The organism is Ensifer sp. MJa1, assembly GCF_037026475.1.
Taxonomy (GTDB): Bacteria; Pseudomonadota; Alphaproteobacteria; order Rhizobiales; family Rhizobiaceae; genus Ensifer.
The window spans coordinates 226,990-242,142 of the sequence record NZ_JAKUMO010000006.1 but is presented as its reverse complement, the minus strand read 5'-3'; the positions used below and the strand labels follow the sequence as shown (position 1 = coordinate 242,142).

General features: G+C 63.6%; 15 protein-coding genes. 8 read left to right on the top strand and 7 right to left on the bottom strand.

From position 1 onward, the window contains the following. Positions 1–15 precede the first annotated feature (15 nt). Entirely contained in the window at positions 16–912 is an 897-nt protein-coding gene (locus tag MKZ91_RS11090) for a LysR family transcriptional regulator (RefSeq protein ID WP_336170926.1), read from the top strand. 16 nt (positions 913–928) lie between these two features. Here the strand turns inward: MKZ91_RS11090 and MKZ91_RS11085 are convergent, their stop codons facing one another. The 3 genes from MKZ91_RS11085 to MKZ91_RS11075 all read right to left on the bottom strand — a co-directional run bounded on the left by MKZ91_RS11085 (position 929) and on the right by MKZ91_RS11075 (position 4,076). After that, positions 929–1,819, bottom strand: a complete 891-nt coding sequence (locus MKZ91_RS11085) for a D-amino-acid transaminase (protein WP_442892247.1) — start codon at positions 1,817–1,819, stop codon at positions 929–931. A 45-nt stretch (positions 1,820–1,864) separates the two neighbouring features. After that, positions 1,865–2,923, bottom strand: coding sequence for a DmpA family aminopeptidase (locus tag MKZ91_RS11080; RefSeq protein ID WP_336170924.1), 1,059 nt, complete (start codon positions 2,921–2,923; stop codon positions 1,865–1,867). Positions 2,924–3,137: 214 nt separating this feature from the next. Continuing rightward, a complete protein-coding gene (locus MKZ91_RS11075; RefSeq protein WP_336170923.1) occupies positions 3,138–4,076 on the bottom strand; it encodes an AraC family transcriptional regulator in 939 nt (312 codons plus the stop codon). A 108-nt stretch (positions 4,077–4,184) separates the two neighbouring features. On the opposite strand from MKZ91_RS11075, the gene MKZ91_RS11070 reads away from it, so the two are divergent. Further along, the gene (locus MKZ91_RS11070) at positions 4,185–5,387 is read left to right on the top strand and encodes an MFS transporter (protein ID WP_336170922.1); all 1,203 of its coding nucleotides are present in this window, start codon (positions 4,185–4,187) and stop codon (positions 5,385–5,387) included. Between the two features lie 187 nt (positions 5,388–5,574). Here MKZ91_RS11070 and MKZ91_RS11065 read toward each other — a convergent pair whose 3' ends face one another. Continuing rightward, positions 5,575–6,687, bottom strand: a complete 1,113-nt coding sequence (locus MKZ91_RS11065) for a DUF930 domain-containing protein (RefSeq protein WP_336170996.1) — start codon at positions 6,685–6,687, stop codon at positions 5,575–5,577. A gap of 102 nt (positions 6,688–6,789) precedes the next feature. Here MKZ91_RS11065 and MKZ91_RS11060 point away from each other — a divergent pair, with 102 nt between their 5' ends. Further along, on the top strand, positions 6,790–7,296 hold the full coding sequence (locus MKZ91_RS11060; RefSeq protein WP_336170921.1) for an ABC transporter permease subunit: 507 nt from the start codon (positions 6,790–6,792) through the stop codon (positions 7,294–7,296). Between the two features lie 80 nt (positions 7,297–7,376). Further along, positions 7,377–8,591 carry a TIGR03862 family flavoprotein gene (locus MKZ91_RS11055; RefSeq protein ID WP_336170920.1) on the top strand — a complete coding sequence of 405 codons (1,215 nt, stop codon included), beginning with the start codon at positions 7,377–7,379 and terminating at the stop codon, positions 8,589–8,591. Positions 8,592–8,652: 61 nt separating this feature from the next. Here MKZ91_RS11055 and MKZ91_RS11050 read toward each other — a convergent pair whose 3' ends face one another. From MKZ91_RS11050 to MKZ91_RS11040, 3 genes are all read right to left on the bottom strand, one after another. Further along, a complete protein-coding gene (locus tag MKZ91_RS11050; RefSeq protein WP_336170919.1) occupies positions 8,653–10,467 on the bottom strand; it encodes an ABC transporter ATP-binding protein in 1,815 nt (604 codons plus the stop codon). Between the two features lie 596 nt (positions 10,468–11,063). Continuing rightward, positions 11,064–11,702: an NrsF family protein gene (locus tag MKZ91_RS11045; protein ID WP_336170918.1), complete on the bottom strand. Its 639-nt coding sequence runs from the start codon at positions 11,700–11,702 to the stop codon at positions 11,064–11,066. A gap of 2 nt (positions 11,703–11,704) precedes the next feature. Further along, positions 11,705–12,241 (bottom strand): sigma-70 family RNA polymerase sigma factor, encoded by a 537-nt coding sequence (locus MKZ91_RS11040; protein WP_336170916.1) that lies wholly within the window; start codon positions 12,239–12,241, stop codon positions 11,705–11,707. Positions 12,242–12,467: 226 nt separating this feature from the next. Between MKZ91_RS11040 and MKZ91_RS11035 the strand changes: the two genes are divergently transcribed. The 4 genes from MKZ91_RS11035 to MKZ91_RS11020 all read left to right on the top strand — a co-directional run bounded on the left by MKZ91_RS11035 (position 12,468) and on the right by MKZ91_RS11020 (position 15,151). Beyond that, positions 12,468–12,791 carry a BufA1 family periplasmic bufferin-type metallophore gene (locus MKZ91_RS11035; RefSeq protein WP_336170915.1) on the top strand — a complete coding sequence of 108 codons (324 nt, stop codon included), beginning with the start codon at positions 12,468–12,470 and terminating at the stop codon, positions 12,789–12,791. A gap of 123 nt (positions 12,792–12,914) precedes the next feature. Then, positions 12,915–13,841 (top strand): MNIO family bufferin maturase, encoded by a 927-nt coding sequence (bufB, locus tag MKZ91_RS11030; protein ID WP_336170914.1) that lies wholly within the window; start codon positions 12,915–12,917, stop codon positions 13,839–13,841. Between the two features lie 4 nt (positions 13,842–13,845). Then, positions 13,846–14,631: a DNA-binding domain-containing protein gene (locus MKZ91_RS11025; RefSeq protein ID WP_336170995.1), complete on the top strand. Its 786-nt coding sequence runs from the start codon at positions 13,846–13,848 to the stop codon at positions 14,629–14,631. 7 nt (positions 14,632–14,638) lie between these two features. Continuing rightward, complete coding sequence (locus MKZ91_RS11020) at positions 14,639–15,151, top strand: DoxX family protein (protein ID WP_442892252.1); 513 nt, start codon at positions 14,639–14,641, stop codon at positions 15,149–15,151. Positions 15,152–15,153 lie beyond the last annotated feature (2 nt).

Sequence of the window (15,153 nt, the reverse complement as noted above, 5' to 3'; positions counted from 1 at the left end):
TCTGGAGTGCATGCCTTGGAAATCAAATGGCTTGAGGACTTTCTGGCGCTCGCCAACACGCTGAACTTCTCCAAGGCGGCGGACGAGCGCCATGTTACCCAATCGGCCTTCAGCCGCCGAATCCGGCAACTGGAGGCCTGGCTCGGCACGACACTGGTCGACCGGGCAACCTATCCGTCTCGCCTTACCGAGGCCGGTGCGAAGTTCGTGCCCGTGGCGCAGGCGACGCTGAAGCAGCTTTATCAGTCGCGCCGCGATCTGCAGGAGGAAGAAGGCGCCGACGCCCGCACGATCCGGCTGACGGCGCTGCACACGCTGTCCTTCACCTTCTTTCCCGGCTGGATAACCCGCGTCAATGCCAAGGCTGGCCCGCTCTTCTCCCGGCTTCGGCCGGACTCCGGCAGCATGGACGAAACCCTCGATTCACTCGTCGACGGCGAGTGCGACTTCCTGCTCACCTATGCCCATACGCAAGTTCCCCACCTGCTCGATCCGCGAGCGTTCGAACATCGCGTACTCGGGCACGAACGTATTGTCCCGGTCACGGCAGCGGATGAGACAGGCGCGCCGTTGCACCAGCTTGAAGGCGGCGCAAAGCCCTTCCCGCACTTGAGTTACGAGAAATCATCGTTCTTCGGGCTGCTCCTGCACGAGTTGATCGCTTCCGACCTGCCACCTTCGCAACGCGTGCACGAGGGCAGCATGTCCGTCGGGCTGAGGGCCATGGCCGAGGCCGGCTGGGGTATTGCCTGGGTGCCCGAAAGCCTGATGACAGCCGAGCTCGAAAAGGGCTCCCTGGCCCGAGCCGCCGATCCGCGCTGGGACGTCAGCGTCGAAATCCGGCTTTATCGCGCCAGGGAGAACCGCCGCCCGGTCGTTGGACGCGTCTGGCAGAGCCTGGACGCCGCCTAAGCGACAGCGACGACATCTAGATCGCCGTTCGCCGCGCGTTCTCGAGATAGAGTTCCCGCAGGCGTTTGACGATCGGCCCCGGCACGCCTGATCCGACCGGGTTGCCGTCGATGCGGGTGATCGGAGCGACGAAGTTCGAGGCACTGGTCAGGCAGGCTTCACGGGCATTCAGCGCCTCTTCGAGCGTGAAGGCCCTCTCTTCGAGCGTCAGTCCCTGTTCGGCTGCCAAGGCCAGGGCGGCGAGCCGCGTGCAGCCCGGCAAGGTCTGTTGGCTGTTGCCGCGCGTGACGATGCGGTTGTCCGCGGTGATGATGTATGCGGTCGACGACGCCCCCTCCGTGACGAAACCATCCTCGATCATCCAGGCCTCATCGCAGCCTTCAGCTTTGGCGATGCGCTTGGCGATCACCTGCGGCAGCAGGCACACGCTCTTGATGTCACGCCGCGCCCAGCGTTGATCAGGAACGGACTTGATCGAAAGCCCCTTCTCGGCCGCAGCGACATTCACCAGCGTCTTTTCCTGGGTGAAAAGCAGCAGCGTCGGCTGGAGGTCCGCCGAAAACAGGAAATTCCGGTCTTCCGCCCCGCGGGTGAGTTGCAGATAGACGACGCCTTCGACAAGGCCGTTCTCCTCAATCAGCCGTTTTTCGATGGCGACGATCTCCTCAGTCGTAACCGGCAACGGCACGTCGATTTCACGCGCCGAACGCTCCAGCCGCGCCATGTGCGGGGGACTGTCGATCAGCTTGCCATCGAGCACGGCGGTCACTTCATAAATGCCATCGCCGAAGAGAAAGCCGCGGTCGAAGATCGAGAGGCGCGCCTCGTTCTCCGGCAAAAACTGCCCGTTGAGATAGACGGTGCGAAGGGGTGCTTGCGACATGGAGGCTCCGGAAGGGTTGAGCATTGGGCGCGGATTGCCGACGGGACGCCGCAATCCGCGAATACGGGTTCACTTTTCAGAAAGGGCGCGAAGCCGTTCAAGCGAGATCGCATCGATCCGGCTGGGCTTGCCGCTCGCGGCATTGTGGCCGCTCGTCGTCTGCGCCATTGTCATCGAATTGAGGATCGCCTCTTCCGTGGCTTCGATTGTGGCCTCGAACAGCGGCGACATCAGGTCATTGGGTAGATCAGGATAGTCGGCGATCGTCGCGCGCCGTGCCTTCGTGCGCCGGACGGAAGCCGCTGTCGAGAACGCAAGCGCATAGTCGCCGGAGCCGTTGCTGAGTGCCGCACCCGTGCGCGCCAGGCCGCCGAAAGCGCGCTCGGCAAGGCGCTTCAGGTTGCGCGCCGAGAGCGGCGCGTCGGTTGCAACGATGATGACGATCGAGCCGTCCCGGTCGTGCGCAGCCGGCGCCTCGTAGGCGTGACCGCAGACAGAGAGGTGGCCGCCATAATTGGACTGAACAAGCACCCCAAGGGTGAAGTTCTCTCCAGCCGTCTTGACGCAGCGCGAGCTCGTGCCGATGCCACCCTTGAGACCGAAGGCCACGGTACCTGTTCCTGCACCGACCGCCCCCTCCTCGACAGGGCCACGCTCGGCAGTGGCTAGCGCGAGACTGATTTCGTCGATCGTCGGTCGGCCGGCGCGGATATCGTTGAGACGGGAATCGTTGGTCTCGCCCACGACCGCGTTCAGCGACACCACCTTCTCGTTGCCCGGCCGAGACAAAGTCCAACGGATCACCGCCTCGATGGCGCGGCCCGTCGCCAGCGTGTTGGTGAGGACGACAGGTGTTTCGATTTCGCCGAGCTCTTCGATCTGCGTGGAGCCTGCGAACTTGCCGAAACCGTTGAGCACGGCGAGCGCCGCCGGCACCTTGTCCTGAAAAAGGTTGCCGCCATGCGGCAGGATGGCAGTCGCGCCGGTGCGGATGCGATCTCCTTCAACGACGGTCGCGTGACCGACCATGATGCCTTCGACGTCAGTGATCGCATTCAAGGGGCCAGTTTCATAGGCGCCCGGCTGAAAGCCCAGATCCCGAAGTCGCAAGCGTTTGTCCTCTGTCATGGCGCTCCCTTCCCTGCCGCTCCGCCCGTCCATGCGGTCGCGCACAGCCATTTCGTCGCGGACCCTATCCTTACCGAGGGCAAAACGGCATCGCAAAAATGGAATAGTTTCATGAGAAGCCTGCAACTGGCGGGCCAGCTTGGCTCGACGGCGCGAGACCACGGTGCCAGGGCCGAATTCACCGCAAAGCTCTAAGACGCGAGCCCCCAGCAGATCACGACGCCAGTTGATCGGAGGTCGACATCAGGCTGCGGGAATGGCTCGGCGGCGCGCCCATGATCTTGCGGAAGGCGCGGCTGAAGGAGGCTTCCGAATCGTAGCCGAGACGGTTGGCGACATGGGCGACACGCTTGCCCTCGCGCAGCCATTGATGCGCCTGGTGCATGCGCATCCGCGCGACGTAGCGGGCCGGCGTCTCGCCGACCGTATCGGCGAAACGTTGGGCGAAGCCCGAGCGCGACGCGCCCATGAGCTTTGCCAGTTCCGGCACCGTCCAGTCCTTCGTCGGATCAAGGTGAATGGCGGCAAGAACGCGGCCGACTTCGGGATGCCGGACCGCGGCCAGCCAACCCGTCGCAGTACCGCAGCCATGCTCCACCCAGGCGCGGATGATCGTCGCGGTCAAGACGTCTGCGAGCCGCGCCAGGATACCGCCCGAACCAACCCGCTGCATCGCCGCCTCGCGCGTCATGGTATCGAGAAGCGACGGGATCGACGGCTCGCTCGATGCCAGATCACTGGTGCGCATGACCGAGGGCATCAGTTGCAGCAAAGGATGCAGCCGGTCGACGTTGAACTGCATCACTGCAAAAAACAGAAGGTTCTGGCTGTCCGAGTTCGGGCATTGCACATCGACGATGCCGTCGCAAAGCTGCCGCTTCGGCAGATCGCGGATCGAGATGGCCGGCAGCCCCGGCTTGCTGGCAAGCACATGCGCATCACCACGAGGAAACAGCACGGCGTCTCCGGGCCTCAGTTCCATCCATGCACCATCCGGTGTCTGAAGGTGGGCCGAACCCGCAGCAAGAAAGTGAAATCGAGCCGGTTCCTCGGTCGGATAGGAGGTTGCCCATGGCGCGCAGGGTTGGCAACGCCCATATTCAACGCCGTCGAGCCTCAGACCGCGCAGGATCTCGGTAAGTGCATCGCTCATCTCGCATTCCATCATTGGACAATCGGCACAGTGTTTTGGATTTTCTAGCATAGAAACTCCAAGTCGCCATGCATATTTTCGTCATCACCTGCAATGGAGATGAAAGTCATGGATGGAATTGTCGCCAAGCCCACGGGACAGGCGGATGAACGGGACAAGCCGCTATGGGCGGCCGTCGTTTCGCTGTCGCTCGGGGTTTTCGGCCTGGTTACGGCAGAGTTCTTGCCGGCAAGCCTTCTGACGCCGATGTCCGCCGACCTCGGCGTGACGGTTGGCGCCGCCGGCCAGTCCGTCACCACCACGGCGGTCGTCGCGGCCATCGCCGGCCCGGCAATCGTCGTCTACACCGGCCGCTTCGACCGGCGCACCGTGCTTCTGACGCTGACGGCCCTTCTGGTCATTTCGAGCCTGATCGCCGGCTTTGCGACCAGCCTGCCGATGCTGCTTGCTGCACGTTTCCTGCTCGGTATCGGGCTCGGCGGTTTCTGGGCATTGTCACTGGCGCTTGCCATGCGGCTTGTTCCCGGCCGGCTGATGCCGCGGGCGATGGCGATCATCATGTCGGGTGTATCGATCGCAACGGTCTGTGCGGCGCCGGTCGGCGCCTGGATCGGTGCGACGCTCGGCTGGCGCTATGCCTTCCTGCTGGCCGCGGCCGTCGGCATCGTCACCTTCGTCGTCCAGGCGCTGACGGTACCGCGCCTTCCGCCTGTCGGATCAACCGGCCTCGACACGATCCTCAACGTGTTGAAGCGCCCCGCAATCCGTCTCGGCCTTGCAACGATCCTCTTGGTCGTCACCGGGCATTTCGCCGGCTTCACCTATGTTCGCCCGTTCCTTGAACAGGTGCCGCAGTTCGGCGTCGAAGCGATCACCGCCATCCTGCTCGCCTTCGGCATCGGCGGTTTCTTCGGCAACATTGCCGGCGGCTTCCTGGCCGAGCGCAGCACCCGGCTGTCGATGATGTCGGCAGCAGCCGGCGTTGCCGTCACGACCCTGACACTGGCGCTTGCCGGCGCACTGCCGGCCGTCGCCATCGTTGCCACGGCTGCCTGGGGCTTTGCCTTCGGTGCGCTGCCGGTCAGCGTCCAGTCGTTCCTGAGCCGGGCTGCCGGCGACGAGGCCGAAGGTGCCGGAGCCGCCACGCTGACGACCTTCCAGATCGCCATCTCCACCGGTGCGATCCTCGGTGGTCTTCTCGTCGAACTTCAGGGCCCCGCCGGTGTCTTCCTCTTCGCAGCAGTCGCAGCGATGCTCGGCACCTCGCTGGTGTCCGTCTACCGCGAACGGACGCTGCAGGCCGCCGAGTAACGGGCCAAGATCAGTGCGGGAGGCAACTCGCATCTGCGCCTGCCGGGCCTCAAGGGGTCTGGCAGGCAAACGACTATCAGCAGCGCAGCGGCCGGTGACGTCTGGCAACAAGCGCTGCAAAGAGGTGGGTTGTGATTACGGCATGAGGCTCAGGAGAAGATCCTGACCGCCCTTCATGTCCCAAGGGTCAATTCCCCGGCAGCCGCCGCTGCCTCCAGGCAGCTTTCGGCACTTGCCCACCGATAGCGATGCTGAAGGAGGTCACCTCGGTCGCATCTTCGTTGACGACGCATTTGAAGTCGACGTCGTACCAATTCGCTTTGTTCTGATAGGCGCCGCCGCTGGCGTCCATTCGGTTTTTCGTGATGAAGCCGCCCTTCGGCCCGAAGGGCACCAGTCCTTCGGGCGGGGTATCCGGCCGTTGACTGCGGATCTGTTCCAGCGCTTCCAGATTGCACAGCTGTAGAATCCGCTTCTTGACCGGTAGATTGATCAAGGCCTGTTTTACCCGCGGATCGGCAATCGATTTTGCAGAGTACAATTCTTTTGCTTCGGTTAGCTTGCTGGGAACAGGCTTGAGTTCGACCTTTGCCGCAGCATCGGCCGGTTTCGCGCGTACGTCTTCCTGTTCCGACTTGACCTTCTGCTCTTTGGCCTCAGGCATTTCTTTTGGCTCACGGCTGGCCTCTGTCACAGTCGCCGCAGCCTTTTCATCCGCTTTCTGTGTGGCGTTGTCAGGTGACTTCGCGGGCACGGCAAGTGTCGACAGGGGTTTCGGTTCCTTGGTCGGCTCTTTTTTCTCGATCGGAGGCACCTTCGCCGGCTCGTCCACCGGCTTTTCCTTGCTCTCCACGGCCTTTGCCGGCTCGGAGGTCTCTGTCTTTTGCGCAGTTTCGCGCGCAGCCGGCGGAAGCTCGGCCTCCTTGTTGTCCTGTTTGGTCTTGGCCATGGCCGAAGCGAAGGACTGAGGCGGTTGCTGCGCCGGCTTGGGTTCCGGCTTCGGGTCTGCCTTCGGCTGCGGCTTGGGTTTGGGCTGCGGCTTTGGCTGCTCGGTCTTCTTCTCCTCGCCCTTCTTCGGCGCGGGCTTTTTCTCTTCAGCCTCCTTCGGTTCCGCCTTTTTCTCTTCCTTTACCTCAGGAGGCGGAACGAGCTCGACGTTGACCGTCTGCTCCTTCGGCGGCGTCGGCAGTTCCAGCGGCAGGTCGAACAACAGGAAGACGGCAACGACGAGGTGCAGGCCCACCGAAATCGGCGCGCCCCAACCTACTTTTTCCCGCCATTTTCCTGCGAAGAGCTGCATCACCAACGAGATAAACCAATCGACGGGCGGAACCTAGGTACTTCCGCCAATGTCAACAAGAGGCACAGCCCTGGGGTACTGCTGACGGTCGACGCTGCACCTTTGCTGCCGATCGGCGGCTGCATGAGCGCCCACGTTGAGCGCGACGCGGCTCGCGACCAGCCGATTGCTCCCTTGTTCAAAATGTTCCCGGCAAAAACGAGGCGGCGAAATCTGTTTCGTCACTCGCGCCAATTTCGCACAAACATGCCTATTATCCGCGCCGGATTGCAGGTGATTCCGGCGGGCCAGAAGGAGGCGGCGCTGTCTGTTGGCTTGAGCCAGATCCAGATGCTCAGGCTGGTGGTACTGCCGCAGGCCTTAAGGGCCGTTATCCCGGCGATCGTCAACCTGTCGATCGGAATTGTACTCAACACCTCGCTGCTTGCCGTCATCGGCTTCTACGACCTGCTGAATGCCGCCAAGACGTCGGCCACCGATCCCAACTGGCTTGGCTTCTACAGCGAGGCCTACATCTTCGCTGCCCTGGTCTATTTCGCGATCTGCTTTACCGGCTCGCGCTACAGCCTGTGGCTGGAGCGCAAGCTCAATGGCGCCGGTCATCGCTAAGCCTGTGCGCAACGGGGTTGCACGCCGCGCGCTGCCGGGCCAAGAGTGCGGCAACGTGAAAACTGTGACCGGGCAAGCGCATGGGACAAAAGAACATCGCCGTCATCGGCGGCGGGCCAAGCGGGCTCATGGCCTCTGAGGTTTTGTCGGAACGCGGCCACGCCGTCACCGTCTATGACAGCATGCCGACGGTGGCGCGCAAGTTCCTGCTTGCCGGAAAATCCGGCCTCAACATCACGCACTCCGAAGACTATGCTGCCTTTGCCACACGCTTCGGCAGCGCCTCGCCAAGATTGCGCGCAGCGCTTGACGCCTTCACGCCCGGCGATGTCAGGCGATGGGCGGCGGAGCTCGGCACCGAAACCTTCATTGGCTCCTCGGGGCGCGTCTTTCCCGAGGCGATGAAAGCGTCACCCCTGTTGCGTGCATGGCTGAAATCCCTGGAAGGCCGCGGCGTTCAGATCCTGACGCGGCACCGCTGGATCGGGTTTGACGGCGACAGGCTCGTCTTCGACACACCGGATGGCACAAAACATGTCAGTGCCGACGCCACCTTGCTCGCACTCGGCGGCGCAAGCTACCCGCGCCTCGGGTCGGACGCCTTGTGGCTTCCTTGGCTGAAGGAGAAAGGCCTCGCCATCTCGGCCTTCCAGCCCGCCAATTGCGGCTTCGACGTCGACTGGAGCGAGATTTTCCGCGACCGTTTCGCCGGCGCCGCGCTGAAGGGCGTCACCGCCACATCCGGCGCCGGGACCATTCCAGGCGAGTTCGTCATATCCAGGCAGGGCATCGAAGGCAGCCTTGTCTATGCCCATGCGGCGGTACTCCGAGACCGTCTTTGGAGCGGCAAGAAGGCAGACTTGGTGATTGACCTCGCGCCCGGGCGGTATGCCGCCAGGCTGACGAAAGACCTTGGCCGCTTCGACAGCAAGACCAGCTTTTCCAATCGGCTGCGCAAGGGCGCCGGTCTTGAGGGTGTGAAGGCGGCGCTGTTGCGCGAACTGGTGCCCGAAGCTGCCGGAATGAGCCCACCGGATCTCGCAGCCCTGATCAAGACCCTGCCGATACCGCTGTTGCGCCCTCGCCCGATCGCCGAGGCCATCTCGTCCGCTGGCGGAGTAACCTGGGACGCGATCGACGACGATTACATGCTGAAGGCCCTGCCCGGCACCTTCGTCGCCGGTGAGATGATCGATTGGGAGGCGCCGACCGGCGGCTATCTCTTGACCGCCTGCTTTGCCACGGGCCGTGCCGCCGCGCGCGGCATCGATCGCTGGCTTTCCCAGCCGGCATAAATCTTCGCCGCGCCCAACGGACGCGGCGAAGAAAGCTTCAGCGGCACGATAGGCCGATGACTTACTGGTCGTTCAGCACCAGTCCCTTGGTCAGTTCCAGTGCCTGGCGCTCGAAGAGACCGCGGTAGATGCCGCCGTCGAGGCGGATCAGCGCGTCGTGCGTGCCCTCCTCGGCGATCCGCCCGTGATCGAAGACGAGCAACCGGTCGAGCGCCCTGACCGTCGACAGGCGGTGGGCGATCACCAGTGTCGTTCGCCCGAGCATCAGCCGCTCCATCGCCTGCTGGATCAAGACCTCCGATTCTGAATCGAGGCTCGATGTCGCCTCGTCGAGGATCAGGATCGGTGCATCCGCCAGGAAGGCGCGCGCAATGGCGATACGCTGACGCTCGCCGCCCGAGAGCTTGACGCCACGTTCACCCACCAGCGTGCCGTAGCCTTTCGGCAGCGACGTTATGAAGTCGTGGGCGCTTGCAAGCTTCGCCGCCTTCTCGATCTCGCTCTGCGTCGCTTCCGGCCGCGCATAGGCGATGTTCTCCGCCAACGAGCGATGGAACAGGATCGGCTCCTGCTGGACGATCGCGATCTGCTGGCGCAGCGACGTCTGCGCCACAGAGGAAATGTCCTGGCCATCGATCCGGATCTCGCCCGATTTCAGGTCGTGCAGGCGCTGGATCAGCTTGACGAAGGTCGTCTTGCCCGAACCGGAGTGCCCGACGAGACCGACACGCTCGCCCTCCCGGATCGTCACCGAGAACCGGTCATAGAGCGGCTTGCGGTGCGCACCGTAGTGGAAGGTCACATCCCTGAATTCGATGCGGCCATCGGTGATCCGGATCGGCTTGGCGCCCGCCTTGTCCTCGATGCCGAGCGACTGACCATGAATGTCGACAAGCTCTTCCATGTCGTTGATCGAGCGCTGCAGGTTGCGGATGTGCTGTCCGACTTCACGCAGGTACCCCTGCAGGATGAAGAACGAGGTGAGCACGAAGGTGATGTCACCCGCCGTCGCCTGCCCGCGCGACCACAACAGCAGCGCAAAGCCGATCACCGCTGCGCGCAGGACAAGTAGCATTGCGCCCTGCGTCGTGCCGTTGGTCGTTCCTCGGATCCAGGTGCGGCGCGTGCGATCCCGCCACTTGGCAAGGACCTTGGCAAGGCGCGCATCCTCCCGGCTCTCCGCGCCGAAGCCCTTGACGACGATGTTGCAGCTCACCGCATCGGCGAGCGCACCGCCGAGCTTGGTGTCCCAGCGGTTGGCAAGGCTCGCCATTGGTGCGACATAACCGAGCGAAAGCGCGATCGTCACCACGATGAAGACGACCGAACCGATACCGATGATGACACCCATCATCGGCCAGTAGAGCGCCATCAGCACGGTGGAGCCGACGAGCATCACGACGGATGGGAACAGCGCCACGAGCAGCGTGTCGTTCAGAAGATCGAGCGCCCACATGCCGCGCGTCACCTTGCGGACCGTCGAGCCGGCAAAGCTGTTGGCGTGCCAGTCGGTCGAGAAGCGCTGGATGCGATAGAAAGCGGCGGACGCGATGTCGGCCATCATCTTGAGGGTCAAATCAGTGACCCCCAGGAAGGTGAAATGCCTGAGGATAATCGCGCCGAGCGAGAGCGCCATCAGCATCCAGAAGGCAGCAAGCGCCGCATCCCAGGCAAGCTGATCGGCCGCCGCGCCGGAAACGACGGCGTCGACCAGCCGGCCGGAATAGAGCGGCGTCAGGACGTCGGCGAGCGTCGACAAAAGCACCATCGCGAGAATGACGCTGATGCGCAGCGGCTGCCGCTTCCAATGAACCCAAGTGAAACCAAGAACGCTGCGGAACGCACCGCCGCGCAGGTCGAAACGTGTAAAAGCCATAATATTTGCCCGACGCGCGTGCATCGGCCTCAAAACGAATTCAGAACGGAATATGCCGAAAAAAGGAACCCAGCTTCCGATGCGGCATCATGGGTTTGGCAGCATCCTCCAGGGAGGACGGGCCAAGGTCAGCGAGACGAAGTCCGACCTGGAAAAGACGGAAAGGCGAAAGTGCCCTTCTGCGTCCAGCTCAGAACTGTACGCCGCCCCGTAGGGAGAAAGAAAAAGCTGGCATCTTTTGAAACCTCCCTGATTGGTTGCCGGAAGACGACCTATAGGCGAATCGCGCGCAACCGCCAAGTGCAGAAATCTTGCCATGGCGCCAATCGTCGCGGCTGCGGCCTGTTTGCAACAGTCGCGCAAGCCACAAACATCGTACCGGGGGACTTGAAACCGCAAGCGATACACCACACATAGGCCTCAACGGATTGCCCGTGGAGCCCGAAGATTACCGAAGGCTCCGGGCACGGCTCGCGCGAAAACGCTGACCACGGATGTACTGGCAGTGTGACGCAGCGAACGAGAAAAGGTCGGCATTGCCGGCCTTTTTTGTTTTTCACCACAGCTTCGGCCTGATCGCGCGCCGGAGCGTCGGCCTACCAGCGGACAGCCCAGCGGGCTCCGAGCCCCCCGAGCAGCGTCAGGCCGAAGATCGCGATCGTGTACCAGGTCGCAACAAACAGCGGCGAGTCGTCGGGGCAGTGGGCCGCATAGAAGGTTGCAGCGACGCCGCCGGCGGCAAGTCCTGCCAGAGCGCCTGACAGCATCGGGCGCGATGGAGCCCCATGGCGCAAGGCGAGCAGGAAAAGCGCAAGCGGCGCCAGGCCAATCAGAGGAATGAAGGTCAGGCAAAGCAGGCTGTTCGTCCCTATGAGCCTTGCACCCCAGGCGTCGGAAGGCAGGACGATAAGCTCCAGCACAACGCCGGCGACCAGCAGCAACGGCGCAATGCAGAGATAAGGCAGCAGCCGGCGCAACTCGGCTTCCGGCCAGGCGGCGACGCGCAGGGCCGCAGAGGCCGCCGCCGCCAAAGCAACGGTGACAACGAACTTGAACAGGAAGCGCACCGTCTCGACCGCGCTTGCGATGTCCGGCCGCGGTCCGAGCATGATGAAGAAGACGAGCCCGGCGAGCACGAGTGCCCCGGCTGCAGCCCCCTTCCAGGCAGCACTCATCGATAAGCCGGGTCGCCGGTTGTCTGCAGCAAGGGCCTTGATCAGGTCGTTCGTATCCATCTTCAGTCTCGTCCAAACCGGCGGGCGATTGCCGCAAGGCCGCGATGTAGCGCCACGCGGACCGCCGTCTCGTTCATATCCAGTCTCTTTGCCGTCTCGGCCACCGAGCAGCCATCGATCGAGATCGCGTTGACGACCGACCGCTGGCCGGGCGCCAGCCCCTCCAGCGCCCGGCCGATCTCCCAGTCCCGGACCTTTTCGGTTTCAGCGCTTGCGAGCGTCTCTTCATAGTCCTCGATGCCGACCGTCGGCCGGCGGGCCTGCCGACGGACCGCGTCGACGAATTTGTGCCTGGCGATCGCGTGGAGCCAGGGGATTACAGGCGCATCGTCCCGCCAGGTGTGGCGCTTGACGTGCACCGCCAAGAGCGCCTCCTGCACGATGTCTTCCGCATCGACGCCGCCGCCGGCGGTCCATCGCCGCGCCCAGCCGCGGATAGCGAGCGCTGCCTCGCGCAGGAAATCGCCATAGGCCTTTTCGTCACCGGCCACGGCGCCGCGCAGGAGGCTTGCGAGATGTTCGTCGTCCGCGCCGCTCACCCGCGCCCTTCCTCCCCATTCGCCGATTCCCAAGCGTTTGTTACACGCTCATTTCAAAATTCGCACGGCCTGTCTTCTCAAGCCGGCTGACATGATCGTGACTGCTCGCGAAGACATCACGAAAGCGTGTTGCCAACGTTATGTAACGCTGTCCGCCTCCGCGACGAAAGACCCGATGTGCATCCGAAATGGACGCACGGGAACAGTTCAACACGGAGATACAATGATGTCCATGAAGTCCACGATCAGCAGCGCAATGCTGGCAAGCGCAGTCGCTGCCGCCCTGTCGTCGCTCGCCGTTGCGGGCCCGCTCACCGAAGCACAGGTCAAAAGCGCTATGGATGCGGGCAAGGAGAAATGCTTCGGCGTCGCCCTCAAGGGCCAGAACGATTGCGCCGCCGGCCCAGGCACTACGTGCCAGGCGACGTCCACGGTCGACTATCAGGGCAATGCCTGGAAGTTCGTCGACGGCGGCACCTGCACCACGATGAAGCTGCCCGACGGCCGCATGGGCTCGCCGGAGCCGCTCTCCCGCGACATGCCGTCCTAAGCCAGAAGAGACGGAACGGGGTGCAGGGCAAACGCTCCCCGTTCCGCAAAGACGTCGCACGAACGGTGGCGGACCAAGGGCTGTTCGCCACCGAACACCGCACGAACGGAAACGGGATTGGCGATGAGCACTTCAACAAGATACGACGACCGGCTTGCAGTGGTGAGCCCGCGCCTGCCGGAACATGAAATCGCCGGGCTGGCCGGCACCAGCTTCAAGCACCAGCATCTGCAGGCGATCCTTGGCGACGACGCGTCCGGCGGCTTCTTCGAGGTGCATGCGGAAAACTATATGGGCGCCGGTGGCCCGCCGCATGCAGCCCTTGCCCGGATCCGTGAGGACTTCCCGGTCTCACTGCATGGCGTGTGCATGTCGATCGGCGGACCGCAGGCACTCGACAAGACACATCTTGCCCGGTTCAAGGCTCTCGTTGACCGCTACGAGCCGGCGCTCGTCTCCGAGCATCTTGCCTGGTCGACGCACGAAACCACCTATTACAACGACCTCCTGCCGCTGCCCTATACCGAGGCAACAGTCGTGCGCGTCGCCGAGCATATCGATGAGGTCCAGGAGACGATCGGCCGCCGGCTGCTCATCGAAAACCCCTCGACCTACGTCACTTTCACCCAATCGACGATGAGCGAAACGGCGTTCATGCGTGAACTGGTGAAGCGCACCGGCTGCGGACTGCTGCTCGACATCAACAACGTCTTCGTCTCGGCCACCAACCAGGGTTACTCCGCGCTCGCCTACCTCAGTGATTTTCCGGTGGAGCATGTCGGCGAAATCCACCTTGCCGGGCATGCGGAGCAGGAGGACGACGAGGGCGAACTGCTCCTAATCGACAGCCATGACGGACCGGTCGCCGACGCGGTCTGGAAACTCTACGAGCTGGTCATTGGCCGCACAGGCCCGATCCCGACGCTGATCGAATGGGACAGCGCTATCCCGGACTGGCCGGTATTGAAGCGCGAGGCCATGGCCGCGCAAGTGATCCTCGACCGCCATGCGCGAACAACGACACGGGAGACGATCCGTGCAAGCGCCTGACAGGATGCCGGCCACGACGAACGACGCCGTCGGTAGCTACGCCGCCGGTTTCGTGCCGCCGCTTCTCGATCCGGAACGCTCGACGCCTTCGCTCGTCTGCGGCCCCAACGGCAAGGCGACCGTGAAGCGCTTCAACGTCTACCGCAACAACGTCACCGTCAGCCTGATCGAGGCGCTGGCGGCGACGTTTCCGGCAACGATGCGCATCACCGGCGAACCCTTCTTTCGCGCGATGGCGCGCTTTCACGTGCGTGAAACGCCGCCTACCTCGCCGCTGCTCTTCGAATACGGCCAGGACTTTCCCGCCTTCATCGCGCGCTACGAATACGCTCGATCCATGCCCTGGCTTGCCGATGTGGCGCGGATCGAACGCGCCTGGCTCGACGCCTACCACGCCTTGGATGCAGTGCCCCTGACACCCGAGGCCCTCGCCGCCTTTCCGCCGGATCGGCTCGGCGGTGCCGTTTTCGAAAGGCATCCGGCCGCGCGCATTGTTCGTTCCGCCTTTCCGGCCGTGACGATCTTTGCCGCCAACCGGGCAAGCGACCCGGTCGGGCCCATCGAAACGTCGGCGCCGGAAAGTGCGCTGATCACCCGGCCTGAACTGGACGTGGCCGTCCGCCACCTCACGCCGGGTGCCGAAATCCTGCTGTCTCTGCTCCTGGCGGGCGTGCCTCTCGCCCCAGCAGCAACGCAGGCCGCAAGACGTGACCCGATGCTCGACCTCGCCGCCATCATCGCGATGGCGCTCGACGCCGGCGCCTTCTCTTCCCTTCATCACGGAGAATGAAACCATGATGTCCGCATCCAGCTCCCACAATACCATCGGCTCCGCCGACCTCTCCCATTGGGTCCGCCGCGCGAACCGGGCTGTCGGCGTGCTTTCGCCTTTATGGCTCGCCCAGCTCGTCCTGCGCTTCGGGCTGGCCGTGCCGTTCTTCCGGTCGGGCATGAGCAAATGGGACGGCTTCCTGCAGTTGAACGACGTGGCGGTCCTGCTCTTCAGCTCGGAGTTCAAGCTGCATCTGCCGGGCGGCCCTTACCCCTACCCGGCGCCGGAGATCATGGCCTTTGCCGCCGGTTCGGCGGAGATCCTTCTGCCGATCCTCCTGGTCCTCGGCCTCGCAACACGCTTTGCCGCGCTCGGTCTCCTGGTGATGACGATCGTCGTGCAATTGACCGTGCCGGACGGCTGGCCGATCCACATCACCTGGGCGGCGATGGCGCTCGGCATCATGGCTTCGGGCCCCGGCAAGCTGTCGCTGGACCGACTGCTCTGCGCCTGGCACGGCGGCCCGCAAAAGAGCTGAAA

Coding starts and splice junctions, on each gene's coding strand:
- MKZ91_RS11065 (WP_336170996.1), bottom strand. CDS start 6,687: ATGCAGCTCTTCGCAGGAAAATGGCGGGAAAAAGTAGGTTGGGGCGCG.
- MKZ91_RS11075 (WP_336170923.1), bottom strand. CDS start 4,076: ATGAGCGATGCACTTACCGAGATCCTGCGCGGTCTGAGGCTCGACGGC.
- MKZ91_RS11055 (WP_336170920.1), top strand. CDS start 7,377: ATGGGACAAAAGAACATCGCCGTCATCGGCGGCGGGCCAAGCGGGCTC.
- MKZ91_RS11050 (WP_336170919.1), bottom strand. CDS start 10,467: ATGGCTTTTACACGTTTCGACCTGCGCGGCGGTGCGTTCCGCAGCGTT.
- bufB (WP_336170914.1), top strand. CDS start 12,915: ATGAGCACTTCAACAAGATACGACGACCGGCTTGCAGTGGTGAGCCCG.
- MKZ91_RS11020 (WP_442892252.1), top strand. CDS start 14,639: ATGTCCGCATCCAGCTCCCACAATACCATCGGCTCCGCCGACCTCTCC.
- MKZ91_RS11080 (WP_336170924.1), bottom strand. CDS start 2,923: ATGACAGAGGACAAACGCTTGCGACTTCGGGATCTGGGCTTTCAGCCG.
- MKZ91_RS11025 (WP_336170995.1), top strand. CDS start 13,846: ATGCCGGCCACGACGAACGACGCCGTCGGTAGCTACGCCGCCGGTTTC.
- MKZ91_RS11045 (WP_336170918.1), bottom strand. CDS start 11,702: ATGGATACGAACGACCTGATCAAGGCCCTTGCTGCAGACAACCGGCGA.
- MKZ91_RS11035 (WP_336170915.1), top strand. CDS start 12,468: ATGTCCATGAAGTCCACGATCAGCAGCGCAATGCTGGCAAGCGCAGTC.
- MKZ91_RS11070 (WP_336170922.1), top strand. CDS start 4,185: ATGGATGGAATTGTCGCCAAGCCCACGGGACAGGCGGATGAACGGGAC.
- MKZ91_RS11085 (WP_442892247.1), bottom strand. CDS start 1,819: ATGCTCAACCCTTCCGGAGCCTCCATGTCGCAAGCACCCCTTCGCACC.